Origin of the sequence: Achromobacter sp. ES-001 (assembly GCF_019448355.1) — a bacterium.
Classification (GTDB): Bacteria; Pseudomonadota; Gammaproteobacteria; order Burkholderiales; family Burkholderiaceae_B; genus Achromobacter; species Achromobacter spanius_B.
Map to the genome: position 1 here is coordinate 5478417 of NZ_CP079940.1, position 20798 is coordinate 5499214.

The window sequence follows — 20798 nt, forward strand, 5'->3', positions numbered from 1 at the left end:
AATCAAGGCGGGCGCCTCCAAGCATGTCGAACTTCCGCATCACGCCCAATGCGCTCAGCCATAAGCTGAAGCTGCATCAATTGCAGATCTTTGAACGCGTGCTGGCGCGCCGGTCGCTGTCGCGCGCGGCCAGCGAACTGCATCTGACCCAGCCCACCGTCACCAAGGCCATCCACGACCTGGAAGCCTTCTTTGGCGCGACCTTGTTCGAACGGTCGAACCGGGGCGTCACGCCCACGGAGCTTGCCCTGGTGCTGGGGCGTCGCGTGCATGCCATGTTGGCCGAGGTGCGCTACATGGCCGACGACATCGACGCGGTACTGGGCGGCGCCAGCGGCCACGTGGTGGTGGGCACGCTGATCGCCGCGTCCGCCAAGCTGCTGCCCGAAGCCATTGCCCGCATGATGACCGACCACCCGGGCATCCAGGTCACCGTGCGCGAAGGGCCGTCGGCGCAGTTGCTGCCCGCGCTGGCCACGGGCGACGTCGACATCGTCGTGGGCAGGTTGCCCGGCGCCGACATGGCGTCGATATCGGGCGTGGCGGTCGACCATCACAAGCTTTATCGCGAAGCGCTGTGCCTGGTGGTCGGCGCGCAGCATCCCATGGCCGCCGCGCAAGAGGTCACGCTGGCGGACCTGGCCGACCACATCTGGATTCTGCCCGCGCCCACCTCGCCCCTGCGCGCCTCGGTTGAGCGCACGTTTTTCGACGCGGGCCTGCGCCTGCCCGCGCGCCACGTGGAATCCCTATCGCTGCTGACCAACATCGGCATCCTGATGCACAGCGACGCGCTGGCGCTGATTCCCTACGACGCGGCAGCGCAGTTCCTGTCCATGGGCTTGCTGGCGCGCCTGCCTACGACGGTGTTCGGAGACTTTGGCGACGTGGGCTATTCCGTGCGCGCCGATCGTCCGATGACGCCCGCTTGCCAGCGGCTGGTGCAATACCTGCAAGCCATCACGGCGCAGCGCGAACCGGCATCGGCCCGCCGCGCATAACGCGCGCATATCGCGCGAATATCGCGCGGATAACGCGCGGATAACGCGCGCGGGCCAGGCGCGCCCGTTTCCCTACGGGAAACCCCGCGATAGATAAGCCGCATATCCAACCGCGCAATTTCTATTATTCCCTCGGCGCGCTCGCCCCCTAGACTTCATCAAACCAAGCCTCCCCCGGAGATCTTCATGCCCGCCTACGGCCCGCCGTTGAATTTCCAGCGCTGGATCGACGATCACGCGCATCTGCTCAAGCCGCCCGTGGGCAATCAGCAGATCTGGCAAGACGCCGACTTCATCGTCACCGTGGTCGGCGGCCCCAACCACCGCACCGATTATCACGACGACCCGCTGGAAGAATTCTTCTACCAATTTCGCGGCAACGCCTGGTTGTCGCTGTGGGTAGACGGCAAGCCCGAACGTGTGGACTTGAAGGAAGGCGACATCTTCCTGTTGCCGCCGCATGTACGCCATTCGCCGCAACGCCCCGAAGCCGACAGCGCCTGCCTGGTCATTGAACGCCAGCGCCCCGTGGGCCTGCTGGATGGCTTTGAATGGTATTGCCCGCATTGCGGCCACCTGGTGCACCGGGTTCAAGTGCAGTTGAAAAGCATCGTCACCGACCTGCCACCGCTATTCCAGGCGTTCTACGACAGCACCGACAAGCGCACCTGCCCCGGCTGTGGCCAGGTCCATCCCGGCAAAGGCCACGCCCCCACCGGACAAGCCGTGCCCGCCTAGCACCCCAACTCTTGCGAAGCCGTTATCCATGATTCAGAAAATCGACATGCACGCCCATTTCTTTCCGCCGATCACGCGGCAGGAAGCGGCGGCGCTTGATCCCGTGCACGCGCCCTGGCTGCGCCCGGACGCCGACGGCGCCACCGGCCAGATCATGGCGGGCGATCGCGAGTTCCGACCGGTGGACGCCACGCTGTGGGACCCGGCGCTGCGCATCGAGCAGATGGATCGGCATGGCGTGGACGTGCAGATCCTGTGCGCCACGCCGATCATGTTCGGCTACACCTACCCCGGGCAACTTGCCGCCGACTGGGCGGCCCGCATGAACGACCTGGCGCTGGAACACTGCGCCCATGCGCCCGCGCGTTTGAAAGCGCTGGCGCAGGTGCCGCTGCAAGACCTGGACCTGGCTTGCAAAGAAGCGTCCCGCGCACGCGCCGCCGGCCACCTGGGTGTACAGATCGGCAACCACGTCGGCCCGCGCGACCTGGATGACGACACGCTGGTGCAATTCCTTATCCACTGCGCCAACCACGACATCCCGGTGCTGGTGCACCCGTGGGACATGATGACCGATGGCCGCATGAAGAAATGGATGCTGCCCTGGCTGGTGGCCATGCCCGCCGAAACGCAGCTGGGCATTCTGTCGTTGATTTTGTCCGGCGCCTTCGAGCGCATTCCGCGCAGCCTGAAGCTGTGCTTCGCGCACGGCGGCGGCAGCTTCGCGTACCTGCTGGGCCGCGTGGACAACGCCTGGCGGCACCGCGACATCATCCGGCAAGACTGCCCGCGCCTGCCCTCTTCCTATACCGACCGCTTCTACACCGACAGCGCCGTGTTCGACCCGCGTTCGCTGCGCCTGTTGATTGACGTGATGGGCGAAGACCGCGTGCTGCTGGGTTCCGACTACCCCTACCCGCTGGGCGAACAGGAAGTGGGCCGCCTGGTGGCGCACGCGGAACTCGCGCCCGAGGTGCAGCAAAAGATCCTGTTTCGCAACACGATGACGTTTTTTGGATTGCAGCCGTAACCCCTGCGCGGGGCAAGAGACCACGACCGTGACACACGGCAACTCAAGGGAAAAAACATGAAACGCACCACCACACTGGCCGCCGCCGCGGCCCTGGGCCTGGCCCTGTCGGGCGCCGCGATGGCCGACGTGAAGATTGGTTTGTTGACCACATTGACCGGCCCCGGCTCCGTGCTGGGACAGGACCATCTGGACGGTTTCATGCTGGCCGTGGACCAGGGCGGCGGCAAGCTGGGCGGCGTGCCGGTGCAGGTCATCAAGGAAGACGACCAGTTCAAGCCCGAGGTGGGCGTGCAGGCCGCGCGCAAGCTGGTGCAAAGCGACAAGGTGCCGATCATTACCGGCGTGGTGTATTCCAACGTGATGCTGGCCGTGGTACGGCCGGTGACCAGCGCGGGCGTGTTCCTGGTGGGGTCCAACGCGGGGCCAACCAACCTGGCGGGCAAGGACTGTTCGCCCTATTTCTTTTCCACGTCCTGGAACAACACGCAGCGCCATGAAGGCAGCGGCGAAATGGCCAACCAGATGGGGTTCAAGAAGGTCTACCTGCTTGCCCCCAACTACCAGGCGGGCAAGGACGCGATGGCCGGTTTCAAGCGCTTCTACAAAGGCCAGATTGCCAACGAGGTCTTCACCCAGGTCAACCAGCCCGACTACTCGGTAGAGCTGGCGGCGCTGGCGGACGCCAAGCCGGACGCGGCGTATGTGTTCTTTCCTGGCGGCATGGGCGTGAACTTCATCAAGCAGTACCGGCAGGCCGGGCTGTTCGGCAAGATACCGCTGTTGTCGGTGGACACCATCGACGGGGCCACGCTGCCCGCGCTGCAACAGGATGCGCTGGGCGCGGTGACCAACGTGCCGTATTCGCCGGACCTGGACAACGGCGCCAACAAGGCTTTTGCCGCGGCGTTTCGCCAGAAGTACGGGCGCGAACCGTCCAGCTATGCGGCGCAATCGTTCGACGCGGCCCAGCTGATCGGCTCGGCGTTAAAGAAAACGGGCGGCAAGGTCGACGATAAGGACGCGTTGCGCAAGGCGCTGGAAGCGGCCGACTTTGCCTCGGTGCGCGGAGAATTCCGCTATCAGCCCAATCACTTTCCGGTGGCCGGATTTTTCCGCGCCGACGTGCAGGCCGGTGCGGACGGCAAAGTGGCGTTCGTGAACAAGGGCCCCATCTTCGCGGACCTGTCCAAAGTGTCCGACCAGTACGCCGCGCAATGCGTAATGAAGTGATGCGCAGGGCCGCGCCGGCCCCGCGCCAAAGGTGACAACCATGTCCGCGACGCTGCTGCTTGTGCAGGCCTTGAACGGCTTGCAGCTTGGCATCCTGCTGTTTCTGCTGGCCGCCGGCCTGACGCTGGTGTTCGGCATCATGAACTTCATCAACCTGGCGCACGGGTCGCTGTACATGATGGGCGCGTTCATCGCGGCCACCGTGTTCCGCCACACCGGGTCGTTTCTGCTGGCCGGCGCCGCCGTCATCGCAGGCATGGCGGCGCTGGGCCTGCTGCTGGACCGCATCGCGTTGGCGCGGCTGTATCCGCGCGACCACCTTGACCAGGTGCTGGCCACCTTCGGCTTCATCCTGTTCTTCAATGAGCTGACCCGCATCATCTGGGGCCCCGCGCCCATCAGCATGGGGCTGCCGTCGTGGCTGTCGGGCACCATCGACATCCTGGGCGTGACCTATCCGCTGTACCGCTTTTTGATCATCGTGGTGGGCTTGCTGGTGGCCGGCGGCTGCTATGTGCTGATCCACCGCACGCGGCTGGGCATGTTGATCCGCGCGGGTTCCACCGACCGCATGATGGTGGGCGCGCTGGGGGTGAACATTGCGCGGCTGAACACCTTGCTGTTCGTGCTGGGCGCCGTGCTGGCCGGGCTGGCGGGCTTGATGGCAGGCCCGATCCTGTCGGCGCAGACGGGCATGGGCGAACCCATCCTGATCCTGACGCTGGTGGTGATCGTGATCGGCGGCATCGGCTCGGTGCGCGGCGCGTTTCTGGCGGCGTTGATGGTGGGGCTGATCGACACGCTGGGCCGCGCGCTGCTGCCCACCTTGTTGCGCGCCACGCTGCCGCCCGCCGCGGCCAATGCCGCCGGGCCAGCCATTGCGTCCATGCTGATCTACGTGGTGATGGCGCTGGTGCTGGCCATGCGGCCGCAGGGCCTGTTTCCCGTCAAGCATGGATAAGGGGCATCGCATGCACATTCCGTCCGCACGCTTTCTGGTTGCCACCGCCTTGCTGGTGCTGCTGGCCTTGGTGCCGGTGTATGCCCACTGGCAGGGCGAACCTTTCCTGCTGGCCTTGTTTGGCCGCGTGCTGGTGTACGGCGTGGCGGCGCTGGCCCTGAACCTGTTGCTGGGCTTTGGTGGCATGGTCAGCTTTGGCCATGCGTTGTACCTGGGCCTGGGCGCGTATTCGGTGGGGGTGATGTCGCACTACGGTATCGAAAGCGGCTGGCTGCATCTGGCGGGAGCGCTGGGCGCGTGCGCCGTGGTGGGATTGGTCAGCGGGTTCGTCGTGATGCGCACCTCGGGCATCGCCTTCATCATGATTACGCTGGCGTTCGCGCAGATGTTCTACTTTCTGGCCACAGGGCTGGACGGCTTTGGCGGCGACGACGGCATGTCCTTGTTTGCGGGCAGTGACTTCGGCGCGTTCCGGCTGGATACGCCGCTGGCGCTGTACTACGCGGCTTTCGGCATGCTGGTGTTGGTGCTGGCGCTGATGCATCGGCTGATCCACGCGCCGTTCGGCATGGCGTTGCGCGGCTGTCAGGCCAACGAACGGCGCATGCGCGCGCTGGGCTTTCCCACGCTGCGCTACCGGCTGGCCGCTTACGTGTTGTCGGCCATGATCTGCGGCGTGGCGGGCGTGCTGCTGGCCAACCTCACGATGTACGTATCGCCGTCCTATCTGGCATGGACCACGTCGGGCGAATTGATTGTGATGGTGGTGCTGGGCGGCATCGGCACGCTGTTCGGCCCCGTTGTCGGCGCGCTGGCCTTCCTGCTGTTGGAAGAAGGGCTGAAGCTGTTGACCGGGCATTGGATGCTGATCATGGGGCTGTTGATCGTGGGCGTGGTGCTCGTGTCGCGGCGCGGCGTGTATGGCAGCTTGCCCGACACGCCCTGGCGTCGTCACCCCGCCGCGCCGCTGGGCCAGCCTTCCGGAGAACCGCAATGAGCGCGCTGCGTGTTGAAAACCTGGTCAAGCGTTATGGCGGACTGACGGTAACGGACAACTTGTCGCTGGACGTGCAAGCGGGCGAATTGCATGCGGTGATCGGCCCGAACGGCGCGGGCAAGACTACGCTGATCGGCCAACTTAGCGGCGAACTTCGCCCCGACGCCGGGCGCGTGCTGCTGGATAACCGCGACATTACCCGCATGCCCGTGCACACGCGGGTACGCCAGGGGCTGGCACGCTCGTATCAGATCACCTCGGTGTTCAAGCCGTTCACCGCTTTGGAAAACGTGGCGATGGCAGTGCAGGCGCGGCGTGGCCACAGTTTTCGCTTCTTCAAGCCCGTGCGGGGCACGCCCGCGCTGACGGAGCCGGCCCGCGACGCGCTGGCGCTGGCCGGCTTATCGGCCCGCGCCAACACCCCGGCAGCCGAGCTTGCACATGGCGAACTGCGGCAACTGGAGCTGGCGATGGTGCTGGCGTGCCAGCCGTCGCTGCTGTTGCTGGACGAGCCCATGGCGGGCATGAGCCAACACGAATCCGAAGCCATGACGCGCCTGCTGTTGCAGCTGCGCGGCCGCTACACGATCTTGCTGGTGGAACACGATATGCAAGCCGTCTTCGCGCTGTCAGACCGCATTACGGTACTGGTCTACGGCAGCGCGCTGGCTTGCGGCACGGCCGACCAGATCCGCAACGACCCGCACGTGCGCGAATGCTATCTGGGCAGCGAACGCGCCAGCGCCCGCCGCAAGCAGGAGGCCGCCGCATGAGCCCCCTGCTATCGCTGCGCGGCGTGACGGCGCACTATGGCGCCAGCCAGGCACTGTTCGGCATCGACCTGGACATTGGGCCGGGCCAATTCGTGACGCTGCTGGGCCGCAACGGCATGGGCAAGTCCACCACCGTGAAAACCGTGATGGGCCTGGCGCGCGCCACCACGGGCAGCATTGTTTTTGATGGCCAGGACATCAGCCGGCTGCCGTCCTACAAGGTGGCGCAATGCGGCATCGGACTGGTGCCCGAAGGGCGGCATATCTTCCCGAACTTGTCCGTGCGCGAAAACCTGATTGCCACCGCGCACAACCGCCAGGGCCTGGCGCAACCGTGGTCGTTGGACCGGGTGTACGCGCTGTTTCCGCGCTTGGCCGAACGCGCGCGGCATCTGGGCAGCCATTTGTCCGGCGGCGAACAACAGATGCTGGCAATCGGGCGGGCGCTGTTGACCAACCCGCGCTTGCTGATTCTGGATGAAGCCACCGAAGGGCTTGCGCCCGTGGTACGCGAAGAAATCTGGCAGGCGCTGGACAGCCTGAAGCAGACCGGGCTGGCCGTGCTGTGCATCGACAAGAACCTGGAGCCGCTGCTGGCCACCGCCGACCATCACGCCATTGTCGAAAAGGGGCGCGTGGCGTGGACGGGATCATCGCAAGCGTTTCTGGATGACGAGCCCCGGCTGTTGCAGTACCTGGGGGTGTAGGTCCGCTTGCTCAGACACGTTGCGCGGGCAGCGGCACGCCCAGGCGCAGGCTCCAATCCTGCATCTGCGCCCACAAGGCGGGCGGCACGGGAATGCCGTCTTGCCGGCGCGCGGCCTCGGCCGCCGCTTCAGGGTCGCCCGGCATGCGCGGCGCGCCCGGTTGCGCCGAGAGTTCCATCGCCATTGCCGCCACCACGCCCGCCAGCGCCGCGCCACCCGCGAAGCGCTCCGGATCGATCACGATAAAGAACGCGCCCAGCTCGCGCGGGCGCTGCAATTGTTCATACATGGGCGAGATATGCGGGCCGAACGGGTTGCCGTTCAACGGGCCGCACAGCAGCTCGATCATCATCGCCAGGCCGTAGCCCTTGTAGCCGTATTCTTCGCCGCCCAAAGGCCGCAGGGCGCGCACGGCGTCTGCGTCCGTGCAATCCCGCCCGGCGGCATCAAGCGCCACCCCGGGCGGCAACGCCACGCCATCGCGGCGCGCGTTCATGACGCGGTTCCACGGAATGGCGGTGGTTGCCATGTCCAGACACAAGGGCTGCGCGCCTGCGCGCGGAAACGCCAGCGATATCGGGTTGGTGCCAAAGAACGGCTGATGGCCGCCATGCGGCGCGGCAATCGAATCCGAATGGGTGAACGCAATGCCGATCAAACCTTGCCGTGCCGCCGCGCGGCTGTACAAGCCGACGGCGCCGCAATGCGAAGAATCGCTGACGCCCACGGCGGCGATGCCCGCTTCGCGCGCCAGCTCAATGGCCAGCGCGTTGGCCCGGTGCGCCACGATGATGCCCTGCCCTTGCCCGCCGTGCAGCTGCGCCGTGCCGGGCCCGGTCCGGTCGATGCGAATGGCGGGGCGCGGCACGATCGAGCCATGCGCGACGCGGTTCAGGTAGTGCGGCAGCCGGGCGATGCCGTGCGAATCAATGCCCCACAAACTGGTCTGCGCCAAGCTGGCCGCCAGGCAGCGCGCGTCTTCATCGCTGAAGCCTTGTGCGTGCAGGCAGGCGCTGCCCCAGCGTTCCCATTCATCGGCATCCACTCGGCTTTGCCCAGACATGCGGCGCTCTCCTCAGGTAGCGGCTTGCACGGCGTACAGCACGCCATGCTGGCGCAGGTTTTCCAGATGCGTGCTTAGCGCGGCCACGAAGTCGGGCACGCGGCCCAGGTTGCCGAACACCGGCTTATATCCCGCCAGCACCATCGCGCGGCGGTGCGCCGATTGCGCGGGCGCGGACGCGCGGGCGGCGACCTCGGCGCGCGACAGCAGCTTGGCAAGCCGCGCGGCCAGCGGGTCGTCGATGGCGTAGCGCCCGCCTTGCTCGTCCTCGCCACGCAGATAATGCAGCCACGCGGCCACTGCCAGGGATAGGCGCTGGATGTCGTCGCCCGCGCTCAAGCGGTCGCGTATGGTTTCCAGCAGCCGCTGCGGGATTTTTTGCGAGCCGTCCATCGCCACTTGCGGGATCGGATGCGGCAGCGCAGGGTTGGCGACCCGTTCAAGGAAGCGGCGGCGGTATTCCTCCAGCCCGCCGTCCGGAATGCCCTTCAACGTAGGCGCGATTTCCAGCCGCATCATGGCGTCCACGAACGCATGCAGCGCGGGCGTCTGCACGGACTCGCTGACCGTCCGGTGCCCCAGCAGCGCGCCCAGGTAGGCGAAGGCGGAATGCGGGCCGTTCACCATTCGCAGCTTCAAGCGTTCGTAGGGCGCGGCGTTACGCACGAAGGTGGCGCCGCCCTGCGTTTCCCAAGCCGGACGGCCGGCGGCGAACTTGTCTTCGATCACCCAATTCAGATAGGGCTCGCCCACCACAGGCCAGGCGTCTTGCACGCCAAGCTTGTCCGCGATGCGCCGACGGTCATCGTCATCCGTGCCCGGCACGATGCGGTCCACCATGGAATTGGGAAAGGTGCAGTGCTTGTCGATCCAGCCCGTCAGCGCGACGTCCACACGCAGCGCAAAGGCCAGCACCAGGTTGCGCAGCAGGTCGCCGTTGCCGCGCAGGTTGTCGCAGGACATCAACGTGACGGGCGGCAAGCCGCGCTCGCGGCGCAGCGCCAGGCCATGGACCAGAATGCCGATGGTGCTGCGCGGACGATGCGGGTTTTCAAGGTCGTGCAGGATGTCGGGATCGTCCCAGCGCAGGTGTCCCGTGGCCGGCTCGTGGCTGTAGCCCTTTTCGGTCACGGTCAGGCTGACGATGCGGGTCTGCGGATACGCAATCCGCTCAAGCACGGCGTTGGGGTCTTCTTCGGCCACCATCACGCGCAGCACCGAGCCCACCACACGCAGCTGCTCGCGCGCCTGGCCGTCGGGGCCGCCGTCGCGCAGGGCCAACGTGTACAAGCCGTCTTGGGGCGTCAGCGCATCGCGCGTGTCGGGCCGGCGCAACGACACGCCCAGAATGCCCCAGCTAAGATCGCCGCTGGCCTCCATGGCCAGGTCCGTCATCACCGCCTGATGCGCGCGATGAAAGGCGCCCAAGCCCAGATGCACGATGCCGGGCGTGAGCCGGCTGCGGTCATAGATGGGTTTTTCCACGTCTGCGGGCAGACGCGGCAACGACTCCGTATTCAAACGTTCAAGCATGGTTGACCAGGGGCGGGAGGCGCCATGCACCTGTCGGATGACCGGCCAGTCGGCGCGCGGGTGAGGATATCCCCAGACGCAGAATTGTTCGATGCCCGGACAGTGACAAAATGCAACACCACCATCATCATGATCCTCGTCGCCGGTATCCGCGGGCCGTTCGCCTACATCACCGCGCCCAGCTGCCACGGCACGAATTCGTTCTGGCCATAGCCGTGTTCTTCGCTGCGGGTGCGCCGCCCCGAAGCGGTTTGCAGCATCAGCTGGAAGATGCGTTCGCCCATCTGCGCCACGCTTTGCGCGCCGTCCACCACTTCGCCGCAATTGATGTCGATATCGTCGGACTGGCGCTGCCACAACGCGGTGTTGGTCGACAGCTTTAACGACGGCGCGGGCGCGCAGCCATACGCCGAGCCGCGCCCGGTGGTAAAGCAGATCAGGTTGGCGCCGCCCGCGACCTGGCCGGTGGCCGATACGGGGTCATAGCCCGGGGTGTCCATGAACACCAGCCCGCGCGAGCGCACGGGCTCGGCGTATTCGAACACGTCGGTCAGGTTGGTGGTGCCGCTTTTGGCGATGGCACCCAACGACTTTTCCAGAATGGTCGTCAGCCCGCCCGCCTTGTTGCCGGCCGACGGGTTGTTGTCCATCTCGGCATCATTGCGGGCGCAGTAGTCTTCCCACCAGCGCACGCGCGCCAGCAGTTTGTCGGCCACGGCCGGGGTTTGCGCGCGACGCGTCAGCAAGTGTTCGCCCCCGTAGATCTCGGGCGTTTCCGACAGGATGGCGGTGCCGCCGTGGCGCACCAGCAGGTCCACGGCGGCGCCCAGCGCGGGGTTGGCGCTGATGCCCGAATAGCCGTCGGAGCCGCCGCATTGCAGGCCCACCGTCAGATGGCTGGCCGGCACGGGCTGGCGCTGCACCTGGTTGGCCTGCTCCAGCATGCGTTCCACCAGTTCGATGCCGCGCGCCACCGTCTTGCGCGTGCCGCCTGTGTCCTGAATATTGAAGGTGTGCAGCAGGCCGCTTTCACGCAGGCCCTCTTGTTCCATCAAGCCGCCGATCTGGTTGGTTTCACAGCCCAGCCCCACCACCATCAGCCCGCCGAAGTTGGCATGGCGTGCATAGCCGCCCAGGGTCCGTCGCAGCACCTTCAAGGGTTCGCCCTCGCTGCCGGTGGCGCAGCCGGCGCCGTGCGTCAGCGCCACCACGCCGTCCACGTTCGGACAGGCGGCCAGCGCATCGGGATGGATGTCGCGGCGGAAGTGGTCGGCGATGGCGCGCGCCACCGTGGCCGAACAGTTCACGCTGGTCAGGATGCCGATGTAATTGCGCGTGGCGATGCGGCCGTCGGCGCGCACGATGCCATCGAAGGTGGCGGGTTCGGCCACGTAATCCGTGGGGTGCGCGCCCTGCCCCACCGCATAGTCGCGCTGGAACGCCGAGAATTCCAGGTTCTGCGTGTGGACGTGCTGCCCGGCCGCAATGGGCTGGCGCGCCACGCCGATGATCTGGTTGTACCGGCGCACCGGCTCGCCCGCCGCGATGGCGCGTACGGCCACCTTGTGGCCGGGCGGCACCAGCCCTTGCACCGTCACCCCTTCGCTTTCCAGCCGCGTGCCGCTGACCAGCTGGCGCCGGGCGATCACCACGTTATCCGCCGGGTGGATGCGTATGACGGCCGTATCGTTGTGGGACATGAAGACTCCGGAAAGTAAGGGGTGCGGGGCAGACGAGCGTTCAGCCGTCGATCAAGGCCGGGTCCCAGGCATGCACGCGCTGGCGCTGCTCGCCCAGGCCGGCGATGCCCAGCTTGATCTCGTCGCCCGCCTTCAGGTACACGGGCGCGGGCTTTTGCCCCATGCCCACGCCGGGCGGCGTACCGGTGCTGATCAGGTCGCCCGGATACAGCGTCATGAAGCGGCTGACATACGCCACCAGCTGGGCCACGCCAAACACCATGGTGCGCGTGCTGCCGTTCTGATAGCGCTTGCCGTTCACTTCCAGCCACATCTCCAGGTCTTGCGGGTTGGGGATTTCGTCTGCGGTGGCCAACCAGGGGCCGATGGGGCCAAAGGTGTCGCAGCCCTTGCCCTTGTCCCAGGTGCCGCCGCGTTCGATCTGGTATTCGCGTTCGGACACGTCGTTGACCACGCAATAGCCGGCCACGTGCTTCATGGCGTCGGCCTCGCTGACGTAGCGCGCCTTTTCGCCGATGACCACGCCCAGCTCGACTTCCCAATCGGTCTTGACGGAATCCTGCGGCAGCACGACGGGGTCGTTGGGGCCGACGACGGCCGACGTGGGCTTCATGAAGATGACGGGCTCGGCCGGCACGGGCAGGCCCGATTCGGCGGCGTGGTCGGCGTAGTTCAGGCCGATGCAGATGAACTTGCCCATGCCGCTCCAGGGCGGCGCGATGCGGCCCGGGTTGGCCACCAGCGGCAGCGTGGACGCGTCCAGCGCGCGCAGTTCGGCCAGGCGCGCGGACGTCAGCGTTTGCGCGGTGATGTCGGGCAATACGGAGGACAGGTCTCGCACCTTGCCCTGGTTGTCGATCAGACCGGGCTTCTCAGAGCCCTTGGGGCCATGGCGCATAAGTTTCATATCGGTTCCTTGTTGCGGAAATGGAAATAGGAAATAGAAATAGGAAATAGGAAAGAGGAAATAGGGAAAGCTTCAGTTCGTCCAGCCGCCGTCGATCACCTGGGTGGTGCCCGTGGTGAAGGCGGATTCGTCGCTGGCAAGATACACCGCCAACGCGGCGATTTCATCCGTACGGCCGATGCGGCCCATGGGTTGACGGGCGGTGAACGCGGCCTGCACGGCGGCAATCGTCTGCCCGCTAGCCGCGGCCTGCGCTTCAATGCGCTGGTGCAGCGAAGGCGATTCGACGGTGCCCGGGCAGATCGCATTGCAGCGGATGCCTTGCGCCACGAAGTCGGCCGCCACCGCCTTGGTCAGCCCGATGACGGCGGCCTTGGTGGCGCCGTAAGCACAGCGGTTGGGCGCACCCTTGATGCTGCCGGCCACCGACGCCATGTTCACGATGGAGCCGCCCCCGCGCGCCAGCATGCCCGGCAGGCACGCTCGGATCAGCCGATACATGGACCGCACGTTCAGGTTGAAAGAAAAATCCCACGCGTCCTCGTCGCAGTCCAGGATGGTGCCGGCGTGCACGAAGCCCGCGCCGTTGAACAACACGTTGACCGGCCCCGCGTCTTGCGCCAGCGCGGTGATGGCGCGCCCGTCGGTCACGTCCACCACTTGCGTGCGGCAGCCCGACAGCGTCTGTAGCGCGGCCGCGTTGATGTCCACGGCCAGCACGTTGGCGCCTTCTCGCACAAACGCCTCGGCCACGGCGCGGCCGATGCCCTGGCCGGCGGCGGTGACGATGGCGGTCTTGCCTTGCAGTCTTTCCGACATGAGTGCGTCCTTTTTTATTTGCCGGCCATGCCCATTGCGGTGGGCAGCCACAGGGTGATCTGGGGGATGTAGGTAATGGCGATCAGCGCCACGAACAGCGGCACCAGCCACGGCAGGATGGCCATGGTGGTGCGTTCAACGGACAGCCGCGCCACGCGCGCCAGCACGAACAGCACCATGCCCATGGGTGGATGCAGCAAGCCGATCATCAGGTTCAGCGTCATGATCAAACCGAAGTGAATCGGGTCGATGCCCAGCTTGAGCACGATGGGCAGCAGGATGGGCACCAGGATCGTGATGGCGGCGATGGTGTCGATGAAGCAGCCCACGACCAGGATCAACACGTTGGCCATCAGCAGGAACACCCACTTGTTCTGCGTCACGCTGAGGATGGCGTCGGTCAGCGCCTGCGCCGCTTGCGTGGTCGTCAGCAACCATGCAAACACCGACGCGGCCGTCACGATGAACAGCACGGACGCCGTGGTCTCGATGGTGTCGAACGTGGCCTTGGCCAGCGTGCGCAGCGTCATCGAGCGGTAGCGCACCAGGCCCAGGAACAGCGCCCAGATCACCGCCGCCACGGCCGCTTCGGTGGGCGTGAACCAGCCCAGCGTCATGCCGCCGATCAGGATCACGGGCGCCATCAACGCCATCACCGCCGAAAAGTTGAAGCGCCAGTCCAGCACCAGCAATGCCACGAATGAAATTCCCGTGGCCACGTTGGGCGACACGCCGGCCAGCGTCATCAGCCAGATCGAAAAAGGAAACGCCAGCACGATCAGCACTTCCAGCCCGGCGCCGGCCAACCGCTTCCAGTTGAAGGCGACGTCGCCGCCCCAGTTGTTGCGGCGCGCGTAGTACGCCACGGTCAGCATCATCAATATCGTCAACACGGCGCCCGGAATCAGGCCCGCCAGGAACAGCGACCCGATCGACACGTTGGCCATCATGCCGTAGATGACGAACGGCAAGGACGGCGGAATGATGGGGCCCAGCGTGGCCGACGCGGCGGTCACGCCCACGGCGAATTCGGTTTCGTAGCCATGGTCTTTCATGGCCTTGATTTCGATGGTGCCCAGGCCCGCCGCGTCGGCGATGGCGGTGCCCGACATGCCGGCGAAGACCACCGAGCCGATGATGTTGACCTGCCCCAACCCGCCGCGCATCCAGCCCACCAGCGCCACCGCGAAGTTGTAGATGCGGCCGGTGATGCCGGCAATGTTCATCAGGTTGCCGGCCAGGATGAAGAACGGCACGGCCAGCAGCGGAAACGACTCCACGCCGGCGATCATGCGCTGCGCCACCACCACGTCGGGCACGCTGCCCGAGATCAGCACGAACAACAGCGACGCGCCCGCCATGGACACCGCCACCGGCAGGCCCAGAATCATCAACAGCAGAAAGGTTCCAATCAATGTGCCCATGGCATGCTCCTGGAAAGGCACTGCAACGTCATAGGGGCCAAGCCCCGGCGTGTCGGATCAATCCTGCGACTCGTAGGCCGCGGGATTTTCCAGGATGGAATAGCCTTGTCGCCAGTTCTGCACGGACACCTGCATCGACCGCACGAACATCATGGCAAAGCCCGCCAGGGCCAGCCAGTACACATAGGACTTGTTCCAGAACAGCGTGGTCATGGGCTCGTCGCCCACCAGCACGATGTAGCGATACGTGAGCCACACGGCATAGCCGAAGAACACGGTGCGCAGGATGTCGATGACGGTGGCCAGCACGCGCCCCACCGGCTTGGGCAGGTAGCGGTAAAGGAAGTCGACCTGAATGTGGCGGCAGGCGCGCACGCACATGGCGGCACCCAGAAACACCACGCCGATCAGGCAGTACACCGCCAATTCCTCGGTCCACGCGAACGAATCGTTCAACACGTAGCGGGAAAAAAATTGCAGAAAGACCAGGCCGGACATTACCCAGAAAATGCCCAGGCAGATCCAGTCTTCCGGCTGATAGCCCGCCAGGCTGACTTCGTGCTGGTCGGCCTCTTCGAAGCTATGGACGATGTCGTCCACGCTGGTCTGGTGCGGGCCGGAAGATGACGTTGCGTGGCTGTGCGGCGGCGTCGGGCCGTGGCTTACGGCCGCCATCGGCGCCGCTTTCGCGTTGGAGTGCATGACGTTCCCCTGATCGGAATGGGTAAGGTGGGGCGGGCCGGCAAGGCCCGCCCACGCGGGCGCTTACCGGGGGCCTACCCGGACTTACTTCACCGCCTGGATCTTTTCCCAATCCGATTTCTGATAGCCGTACTGCTCGAACGGCACCTTCTCCAGCACGGTCTTGCGGAAGTCGTCGATGTTGACTTCGGCCACGTTCAGACCGCGTTTCTTGAACACTTCAACCATCTTCTTTTCGCTGGCGGCCACTTCGGCCGACGCCTTTTCGGCCGCCTGCTGCGAGACCTCGGCGAAGATCTTCTTGTCTTCGTCGGACAGGCTCTTCCACAGCTTGCCCGAGATCACCGTGTTCAGGTGATCGACGATGTGGCCGGTCAGCACGATGTTCTTCTGCACCTCGTAGAACTTCTTGGCCTCGATGGTGGTCAGCGGGTTCTCCTGTGCTTCCACGGTGCCGTTCTGCAAGGCCAGGTAGACCTCGGCGAATGCAATGGGCGCGGTGTTGGCGCCACAGGCACGCGGCATGGCCAGGTAGGCGGCCACGTCGGGCACGCGGATCTTCATGCCCTTCATTTCAGAGCACTTGGTGAAGGCGCGGTTGGACGTGGTCTGGCGCGTGCCGTAGTAGGTGGTGGCGACGATGTGGTTGCCGCTTTTCTGGTCGTAGCCGCCCGTCAGCTCTTTGTAGATGTCGCTTTTGGTGTAGGCGATCAGGTGCTCGGGGTTGCGGAAGGTGTAGGGGTAGTAGGTGACGCCGATGCGCGGGAAGCTCTTGGCGGCGAAGCTGGAGCCGGAAATGATCATGTCGACCGTGCCCAGGGTGAGGCCCTGGTTGATGTCGTTTTCCTTGCCCAACTGAGAGGCGGGATAGACGTCGATGTGATAGCGGCCGTTGGTGCGTTTTTCGATTTCCTGAGCCGCCCACACCGACGAGGTATGGAAGGGTTCGGACGTCTCGTACACATGCGCCCATTTCAACTTGGTTTGCGCCAGCGCGCTGCCACTGACGGCCAGCGCGACGGCGGCAAACAGCACTTTGATAGCGTTGCCTTTATTCATGTTGTCTCCTCTCTTTGAGGTAGCGGGCGCGGCGCAGGATGGGGTGGCCGACCCGCCTTATGTTTCACATCGGAATTTCACATACGTGGTGCACCTTGGTACTGCGACTGCGACTGTGAGAACCCCGGTGGCGTCAGGACGCCGCCGGTTCTTTGCTATCGATGCGCATCGTCTCGGCCGCGCCCGGCCAACTGGCGGTCAAGCGGTCGAACGAGCAGGAAAGATGGTGATGCATGGCCGCGCGCGCGGCAGGCTCATCGCCCGCCGCGATGGCGGTGATGACGCGGCGGTGCTCGGTGATGGCGACGGCCCAGCTGTCCGGGTTTTCAAAGTAGTCGCCCAGTTTCACGGACAGGGGGTTGTGGCGTTCGTCGAACAGTTCGCCCACCACGCGCACCAGCACGGCGTTGTTGGCCATTTCGGCCACGCGCAAGTGAAACAGCCGGTCGCCGCGGATGGGCACAAAGCCCGCGCGGGCTTCGTCTTCCATGGCGCCCACGGCTTCCAGCAGGCCGTCGACCAGCGCCGGCGTGGGGCTGCGGGCGGCCTGGGCGGCAAGTTCGCCTTCGATGGTCCAGCGGGCGCGGATGGTTTCCAGGGGGCTTTCGGCGGTCAGGCTGGCGCGCGGCGAGCCCGACAGGCTTTGCACGTACACGCCCGACCCCATGCGCACTTCCACCCAGCCTTCGACTTCCAGCGCGATCAAGGCCTCGCGCACGGACGGGCGCGACACGCCCAGCTTCAGCGCCAGGTCGCGCTCCGGCGGCAAGCGCGCGCCCACGGGAAATTCGCCCGCTTCGATCAGCAAACGCAGCTGGTCGGCGATCTGGCGGTACAAGCGGCGCGGCTCGATGGTCTGGATCGGCATGGTGGGTGGGGTGAAACCGGACGGGTAAAGTGGCCTTACCAATTGACCAGAATCCTGCGCCTGCCGGCCATGCGTCACAATTAGGGTTTGCCCATAGGTTCGCGCCGCGTCACGCGGGCAACCCATATCTGTTAAAAAGCCGCCACACCCGGCCTTCCTTCGCGCACATGACCCACGACCCGCAACACTCGCCCTTCAAAAGCTCCGGCGGCTTGCGCCGCATCCTGAATGCGCTGCGCTACTCGTGGCAAGGCTTGCAGGCGGCCGTCAAATACGAGGCGGCGTTCCGCCAGGAACTGGCCTTGGCCGTGCTGATGATCCCGGCCGCGTTCTTCCTGGGCCGCACCACGGTCGAGGTGTTCTTCCTGGTGGGCACGGTGGTGATGGTGCTGGCGGCAGAGCTGCTTAATTCCGCCATCGAGGCGCTGGCCGATGCCTTGTCCGTGGAACGCCACCCGCTGCTGGGCCGCGCCAAGGACCTGGGCAGCGCGGCGGTCATGTTGCTGCTGATTTTTGCAGGCGCCGTCTGGATCGGCGTGGCGATCAGCCGTTTCGTCATGCATTGAAACGGTCAGCATCCCGTGGGGGATGCGGCCGTCTTTATACTGGGAGCCATGATGCCTAATTCGACGTCAACACGCTCTGAACGCATTGTCATCGTCGGCGGCGGTGCGGGTGGCCTTGAACTGGCCGCCAAACTTGGCCGGGTCCACGGCCGCCAGCACATCACGCTGGTCGACAGCCGGCCCTTCCACATCTGGAAGCCGTCGCTGCATGAAGCGGCCGCCGGCACCCTGGATATACACCAGGAAGGCCTGTCCTACCTGATGCTGGCCCACATGAACGGCTTTTCGTTCGCGCAGGGCCGCCTGGTCAGCGTGGACCGCGAGCGCCGCCAGATCGTGGTGGACGCCGTCAACGATACGCAGGGCCTGGAAGTGCTGCCGCGCCGCGAACTCGGGTACGACACCCTGGTGCTGGCCCTGGGCAGCACGTCCAACTTTTTCAACACGCCCGGCGCGGCTGAACACGCCGTCACGCTGGACACCACCGAAAACGCCGAACAGTTCCGCCTGACCATGCTCAAGGCCATGGCGCTGGTGGACCAGGCCAAGGTGCACAACCCGTCCGCCCGGCTGGACCTGGTGATTGTGGGCGGCGGGGCCACCGGCGTGGAATTGGCCGTGGAACTGACGGAAGCCAGCCACGTCGTCAGCGCCTACGGCCTGCCTAACTTCCGTGCCGAACGCGACTTGGCCATTACCTTGGTGGAAGGCGCGCCACGCATTCTGTCGGCGCTGCCGGAAAAGATTTCAGAGGCCGCCACCCACCGCCTGACCGAACTGGGCATCGGCGTTGAAACCGCCTGCCGCGTGTCGGAAGTGACCGGCCACAGCGTCAAGACGGCCGATGGCCGCGAATTCCCCGCGCAGCTGTGCATGTGGGCCGCCGGCATCAAAGGCCCGACCCTGCTGGCCGACCTGGGCTTGCCGCTGAACAAGCTGGGGCAGGTGGAAGTGAACGAACGGCTGGAAACGCCGGACCCGAACATCCTGGCCCTGGGCGATTGCTGCTCGGCGCCTTGGCGCGACGGCCGCAGCGTGCCGGCCCGCGCGCAAGCCGCGCACCAGGAAGCCGACTACCTGGCCAAGAAGCTGACGGCCCGCCTGCGCCACAAAGCCGAACCCACCGAGCCCTACGTCTACCAGGACCACGGCTCGCTGGTGTCACTGGGGCAGGACGCCGGCGTGGGCAGCCTGATGGGCAAGCTTGCCGGACGGGGACTGTTCGTAAGCGGTACACTGGCGCGCTTGATGTACATGAGCCTGCACCTGATGCACCACAAAGCGGTGTTGGGCATTTCGCGCACGGCCTCCCTTGCCCTGGCTCGCCTGCTGATGCGGCGCACGCGCCCCCGGGTCAAACTGCACTGAACTCCCCATGAATTTCCTGCAAAAACTCGAACACGCCTGGACCACCAGCAACTCGCTTCTGCAAGTGGGCCTGGACCCCGACCCCCAACGCTTTCCGCGCGAATTGCAGGACAAGCCGGACGCCATCTTCCAGTTCTGCCGCGACATCGTCGACGCCACCGCGCCGTACGCTTGCAGCTTCAAGCCGCAGATTGCGTACTTTGCCGCGCACCGCGCCGAAGACCAATTGGAAGCGCTGTGCCAGCACATCCGCGACAAGCATCCCGACCTGCCGATCGTGCTGGACGCCAAGCGTGGCGACATCGGTTCCACCGCCGAGAACTATGCGCGTGAGGCGTACGAACGCTACCAGGCGCACGCGCTGACGGTCAGCCCGTACATGGGGCTGGATTCCGTCGAGCCCTACCTGGCGTGGCGCGACCGTGGCGTGATCGTGTTGTGCCGCACGTCCAACCCGGGCGGTTCGGATCTGCAATTCTTGAAGATGGATAACGGCGAACCGCTGTACCTGCACGTGGCCGGTCTGGTTGCCGACAAGTGGAACGCCAACGGGCAATGCGGCCTGGTGGTGGGCGCCACGTTCCCGAACGAATTGGCGGCGGTGCGTCAGCGCATCGGCGACGCCCTGCCCCTGCTGGTGCCGGGCATCGGTGCGCAAGGCGGCGACATTACCGCCACGGTGAACGCCGGCGCCAACGCGGCGCGCAGCGGCATGATGATCAACTCATCGCGCGCCATCATCTACGCCAGCGGCGGCGACGACTGGCGCGAAGCCGCCGGCCAGGCCGCCAAGGGCCTGAGGGACGCCATCAACGCAGTGCGTTGATTTCCTGATCAGCCCCCACGAATTCCAGCAAGCCGCGTAACGCAAACTCCACGGCGGCCTGACGCACTTGCGTACGGTCGCCAGGAAACACGTGGGTGGCGGCGCGGCTGGTGATGCCGTCGCCCACCCGCATCGCAAACCCAAACGACACCATGCCCACCGGCTTGCCCGGCGTGGCGCCCCCCGGCCCCGCAATGCCTGTCGTGGACACGGCCACGTGCGCGGCGGGCGCAACCAGCAACACGCCGTTGGCCATCTCAAGCGCCACGGGTTCGCTGACCGCGCCAAAGTGATGCAGCGCGTCGGGCGAGACGTCCAGCTCGGTCACTTTGGCATCGTTGCTGTAGGTGACGAAGCCGCGTTCGAACCAATCGCTGGAACCCGCCACCGACGTCATCGCGCCTGCCAACAGCCCACCGGTGCACGATTCCGCCGTGCCCAGCATCCAGCCATGGCGCCGCATTGCGTCGCCCAGCCGTTCGGCCAAGCCGGCCAGAGTGGCTTCCGACAACTGCGCCGCCGA

The 20798-nt window shown here is 65.7% G+C and carries 21 protein-coding genes; 11 read left to right on the plus strand and 10 right to left on the minus strand.

What is annotated here, in order from left to right:
- The first annotated feature begins 23 nt into the window (after window positions 1-23).
- The 8 genes from KYT87_RS24860 to KYT87_RS24895 all read left to right on the plus strand — a co-directional run bounded on the left by KYT87_RS24860 (window position 24) and on the right by KYT87_RS24895 (window position 7440).
- Window positions 24-1001: a LysR substrate-binding domain-containing protein gene (locus tag KYT87_RS24860; RefSeq protein WP_120156956.1), complete on the plus strand. Its 978-nt coding sequence runs from the start codon at window positions 24-26 to the stop codon at window positions 999-1001.
- 186 nt (window positions 1002-1187) lie between these two features.
- Window positions 1188-1739, plus strand: coding sequence for a 3-hydroxyanthranilate 3,4-dioxygenase (locus tag KYT87_RS24865; protein ID WP_219991104.1), 552 nt, complete (start codon window positions 1188-1190; stop codon window positions 1737-1739).
- Between the two features lie 28 nt (window positions 1740-1767).
- Entirely contained in the window at window positions 1768-2769 is a 1002-nt protein-coding gene (locus KYT87_RS24870; RefSeq protein WP_120156958.1) for an amidohydrolase family protein, read from the plus strand.
- Between the two features lie 57 nt (window positions 2770-2826).
- On the plus strand, window positions 2827-4002 hold the full coding sequence (locus KYT87_RS24875) for an ABC transporter substrate-binding protein (RefSeq protein ID WP_219991105.1): 1176 nt from the start codon (window positions 2827-2829) through the stop codon (window positions 4000-4002).
- A gap of 40 nt (window positions 4003-4042) precedes the next feature.
- The gene (locus KYT87_RS24880) at window positions 4043-4963 is read left to right on the plus strand and encodes a branched-chain amino acid ABC transporter permease (protein ID WP_046803785.1); all 921 of its coding nucleotides are present in this window, start codon (window positions 4043-4045) and stop codon (window positions 4961-4963) included.
- 10 nt (window positions 4964-4973) lie between these two features.
- Window positions 4974-5960 (plus strand): branched-chain amino acid ABC transporter permease, encoded by a 987-nt coding sequence (locus tag KYT87_RS24885; protein WP_255593522.1) that lies wholly within the window; start codon window positions 4974-4976, stop codon window positions 5958-5960.
- A complete protein-coding gene (locus tag KYT87_RS24890) occupies window positions 5957-6733 on the plus strand; it encodes an ABC transporter ATP-binding protein (RefSeq protein WP_104141999.1) in 777 nt (258 codons plus the stop codon). Before KYT87_RS24885 ends, KYT87_RS24890 begins: the two co-directional genes overlap by 4 nt.
- Window positions 6730-7440 (plus strand): ABC transporter ATP-binding protein, encoded by a 711-nt coding sequence (locus tag KYT87_RS24895; RefSeq protein ID WP_120156962.1) that lies wholly within the window; start codon window positions 6730-6732, stop codon window positions 7438-7440. Before KYT87_RS24890 ends, KYT87_RS24895 begins: the two co-directional genes overlap by 4 nt.
- Window positions 7441-7450: 10 nt before the next feature.
- On the opposite strand, the gene KYT87_RS24900 is transcribed toward KYT87_RS24895, so the two are convergent.
- From KYT87_RS24900 to KYT87_RS24940, 9 genes are all read right to left on the minus strand, one after another.
- Window positions 7451-8503: an Ldh family oxidoreductase gene (locus KYT87_RS24900; protein ID WP_219991107.1), complete on the minus strand. Its 1053-nt coding sequence runs from the start codon at window positions 8501-8503 to the stop codon at window positions 7451-7453.
- A 12-nt stretch (window positions 8504-8515) separates the two neighbouring features.
- On the minus strand, window positions 8516-10036 hold the full coding sequence (locus KYT87_RS24905) for a mannitol dehydrogenase family protein (protein WP_219991108.1): 1521 nt from the start codon (window positions 10034-10036) through the stop codon (window positions 8516-8518).
- A 164-nt stretch (window positions 10037-10200) separates the two neighbouring features.
- The gene (locus KYT87_RS24910; protein WP_219991109.1) at window positions 10201-11736 is read right to left on the minus strand and encodes a UxaA family hydrolase; all 1536 of its coding nucleotides are present in this window, start codon (window positions 11734-11736) and stop codon (window positions 10201-10203) included.
- Window positions 11737-11776: 40 nt separating this feature from the next.
- Window positions 11777-12643 carry a fumarylacetoacetate hydrolase family protein gene (locus KYT87_RS24915; RefSeq protein WP_219991110.1) on the minus strand — a complete coding sequence of 289 codons (867 nt, stop codon included), beginning with the start codon at window positions 12641-12643 and terminating at the stop codon, window positions 11777-11779.
- Between the two features lie 72 nt (window positions 12644-12715).
- Complete coding sequence (locus KYT87_RS24920; RefSeq protein ID WP_046803777.1) at window positions 12716-13462, minus strand: SDR family oxidoreductase; 747 nt, start codon at window positions 13460-13462, stop codon at window positions 12716-12718.
- A gap of 14 nt (window positions 13463-13476) precedes the next feature.
- Window positions 13477-14886: a TRAP transporter large permease gene (locus KYT87_RS24925; RefSeq protein WP_104141993.1), complete on the minus strand. Its 1410-nt coding sequence runs from the start codon at window positions 14884-14886 to the stop codon at window positions 13477-13479.
- A 57-nt stretch (window positions 14887-14943) separates the two neighbouring features.
- Window positions 14944-15588, minus strand: a complete 645-nt coding sequence (locus KYT87_RS24930; protein WP_205571586.1) for a TRAP transporter small permease — start codon at window positions 15586-15588, stop codon at window positions 14944-14946.
- Between the two features lie 84 nt (window positions 15589-15672).
- Window positions 15673-16647: a sialic acid TRAP transporter substrate-binding protein SiaP gene (locus KYT87_RS24935; protein ID WP_046803775.1), complete on the minus strand. Its 975-nt coding sequence runs from the start codon at window positions 16645-16647 to the stop codon at window positions 15673-15675.
- Window positions 16648-16780: 133 nt separating this feature from the next.
- The gene (locus tag KYT87_RS24940) at window positions 16781-17515 is read right to left on the minus strand and encodes a FadR/GntR family transcriptional regulator (RefSeq protein WP_046803774.1); all 735 of its coding nucleotides are present in this window, start codon (window positions 17513-17515) and stop codon (window positions 16781-16783) included.
- Between the two features lie 167 nt (window positions 17516-17682).
- Here KYT87_RS24940 and KYT87_RS24945 point away from each other — a divergent pair, with 167 nt between their 5' ends.
- Genes KYT87_RS24945 through pyrF form a run of 3 tightly spaced genes read left to right on the plus strand, consistent with a single transcriptional unit; the run spans window position 17683 to window position 20275 of the window.
- Window positions 17683-18081, plus strand: coding sequence for a diacylglycerol kinase (locus KYT87_RS24945; RefSeq protein WP_006221640.1), 399 nt, complete (start codon window positions 17683-17685; stop codon window positions 18079-18081).
- A gap of 48 nt (window positions 18082-18129) precedes the next feature.
- On the plus strand, window positions 18130-19449 hold the full coding sequence (locus KYT87_RS24950; RefSeq protein ID WP_104141992.1) for an NAD(P)/FAD-dependent oxidoreductase: 1320 nt from the start codon (window positions 18130-18132) through the stop codon (window positions 19447-19449).
- A 7-nt stretch (window positions 19450-19456) separates the two neighbouring features.
- Window positions 19457-20275, plus strand: a complete 819-nt coding sequence (gene pyrF, locus KYT87_RS24955; protein ID WP_006221642.1) for an orotidine-5'-phosphate decarboxylase — start codon at window positions 19457-19459, stop codon at window positions 20273-20275.
- On the opposite strand, the gene KYT87_RS24960 is transcribed toward pyrF, so the two are convergent.
- Window positions 20259-20738, minus strand: coding sequence for a CinA family protein (locus KYT87_RS24960; RefSeq protein ID WP_370638788.1), 480 nt, complete (start codon window positions 20736-20738; stop codon window positions 20259-20261). The genes pyrF and KYT87_RS24960 overlap by 17 nt on opposite strands.
- Window positions 20739-20798 lie beyond the last annotated feature (60 nt).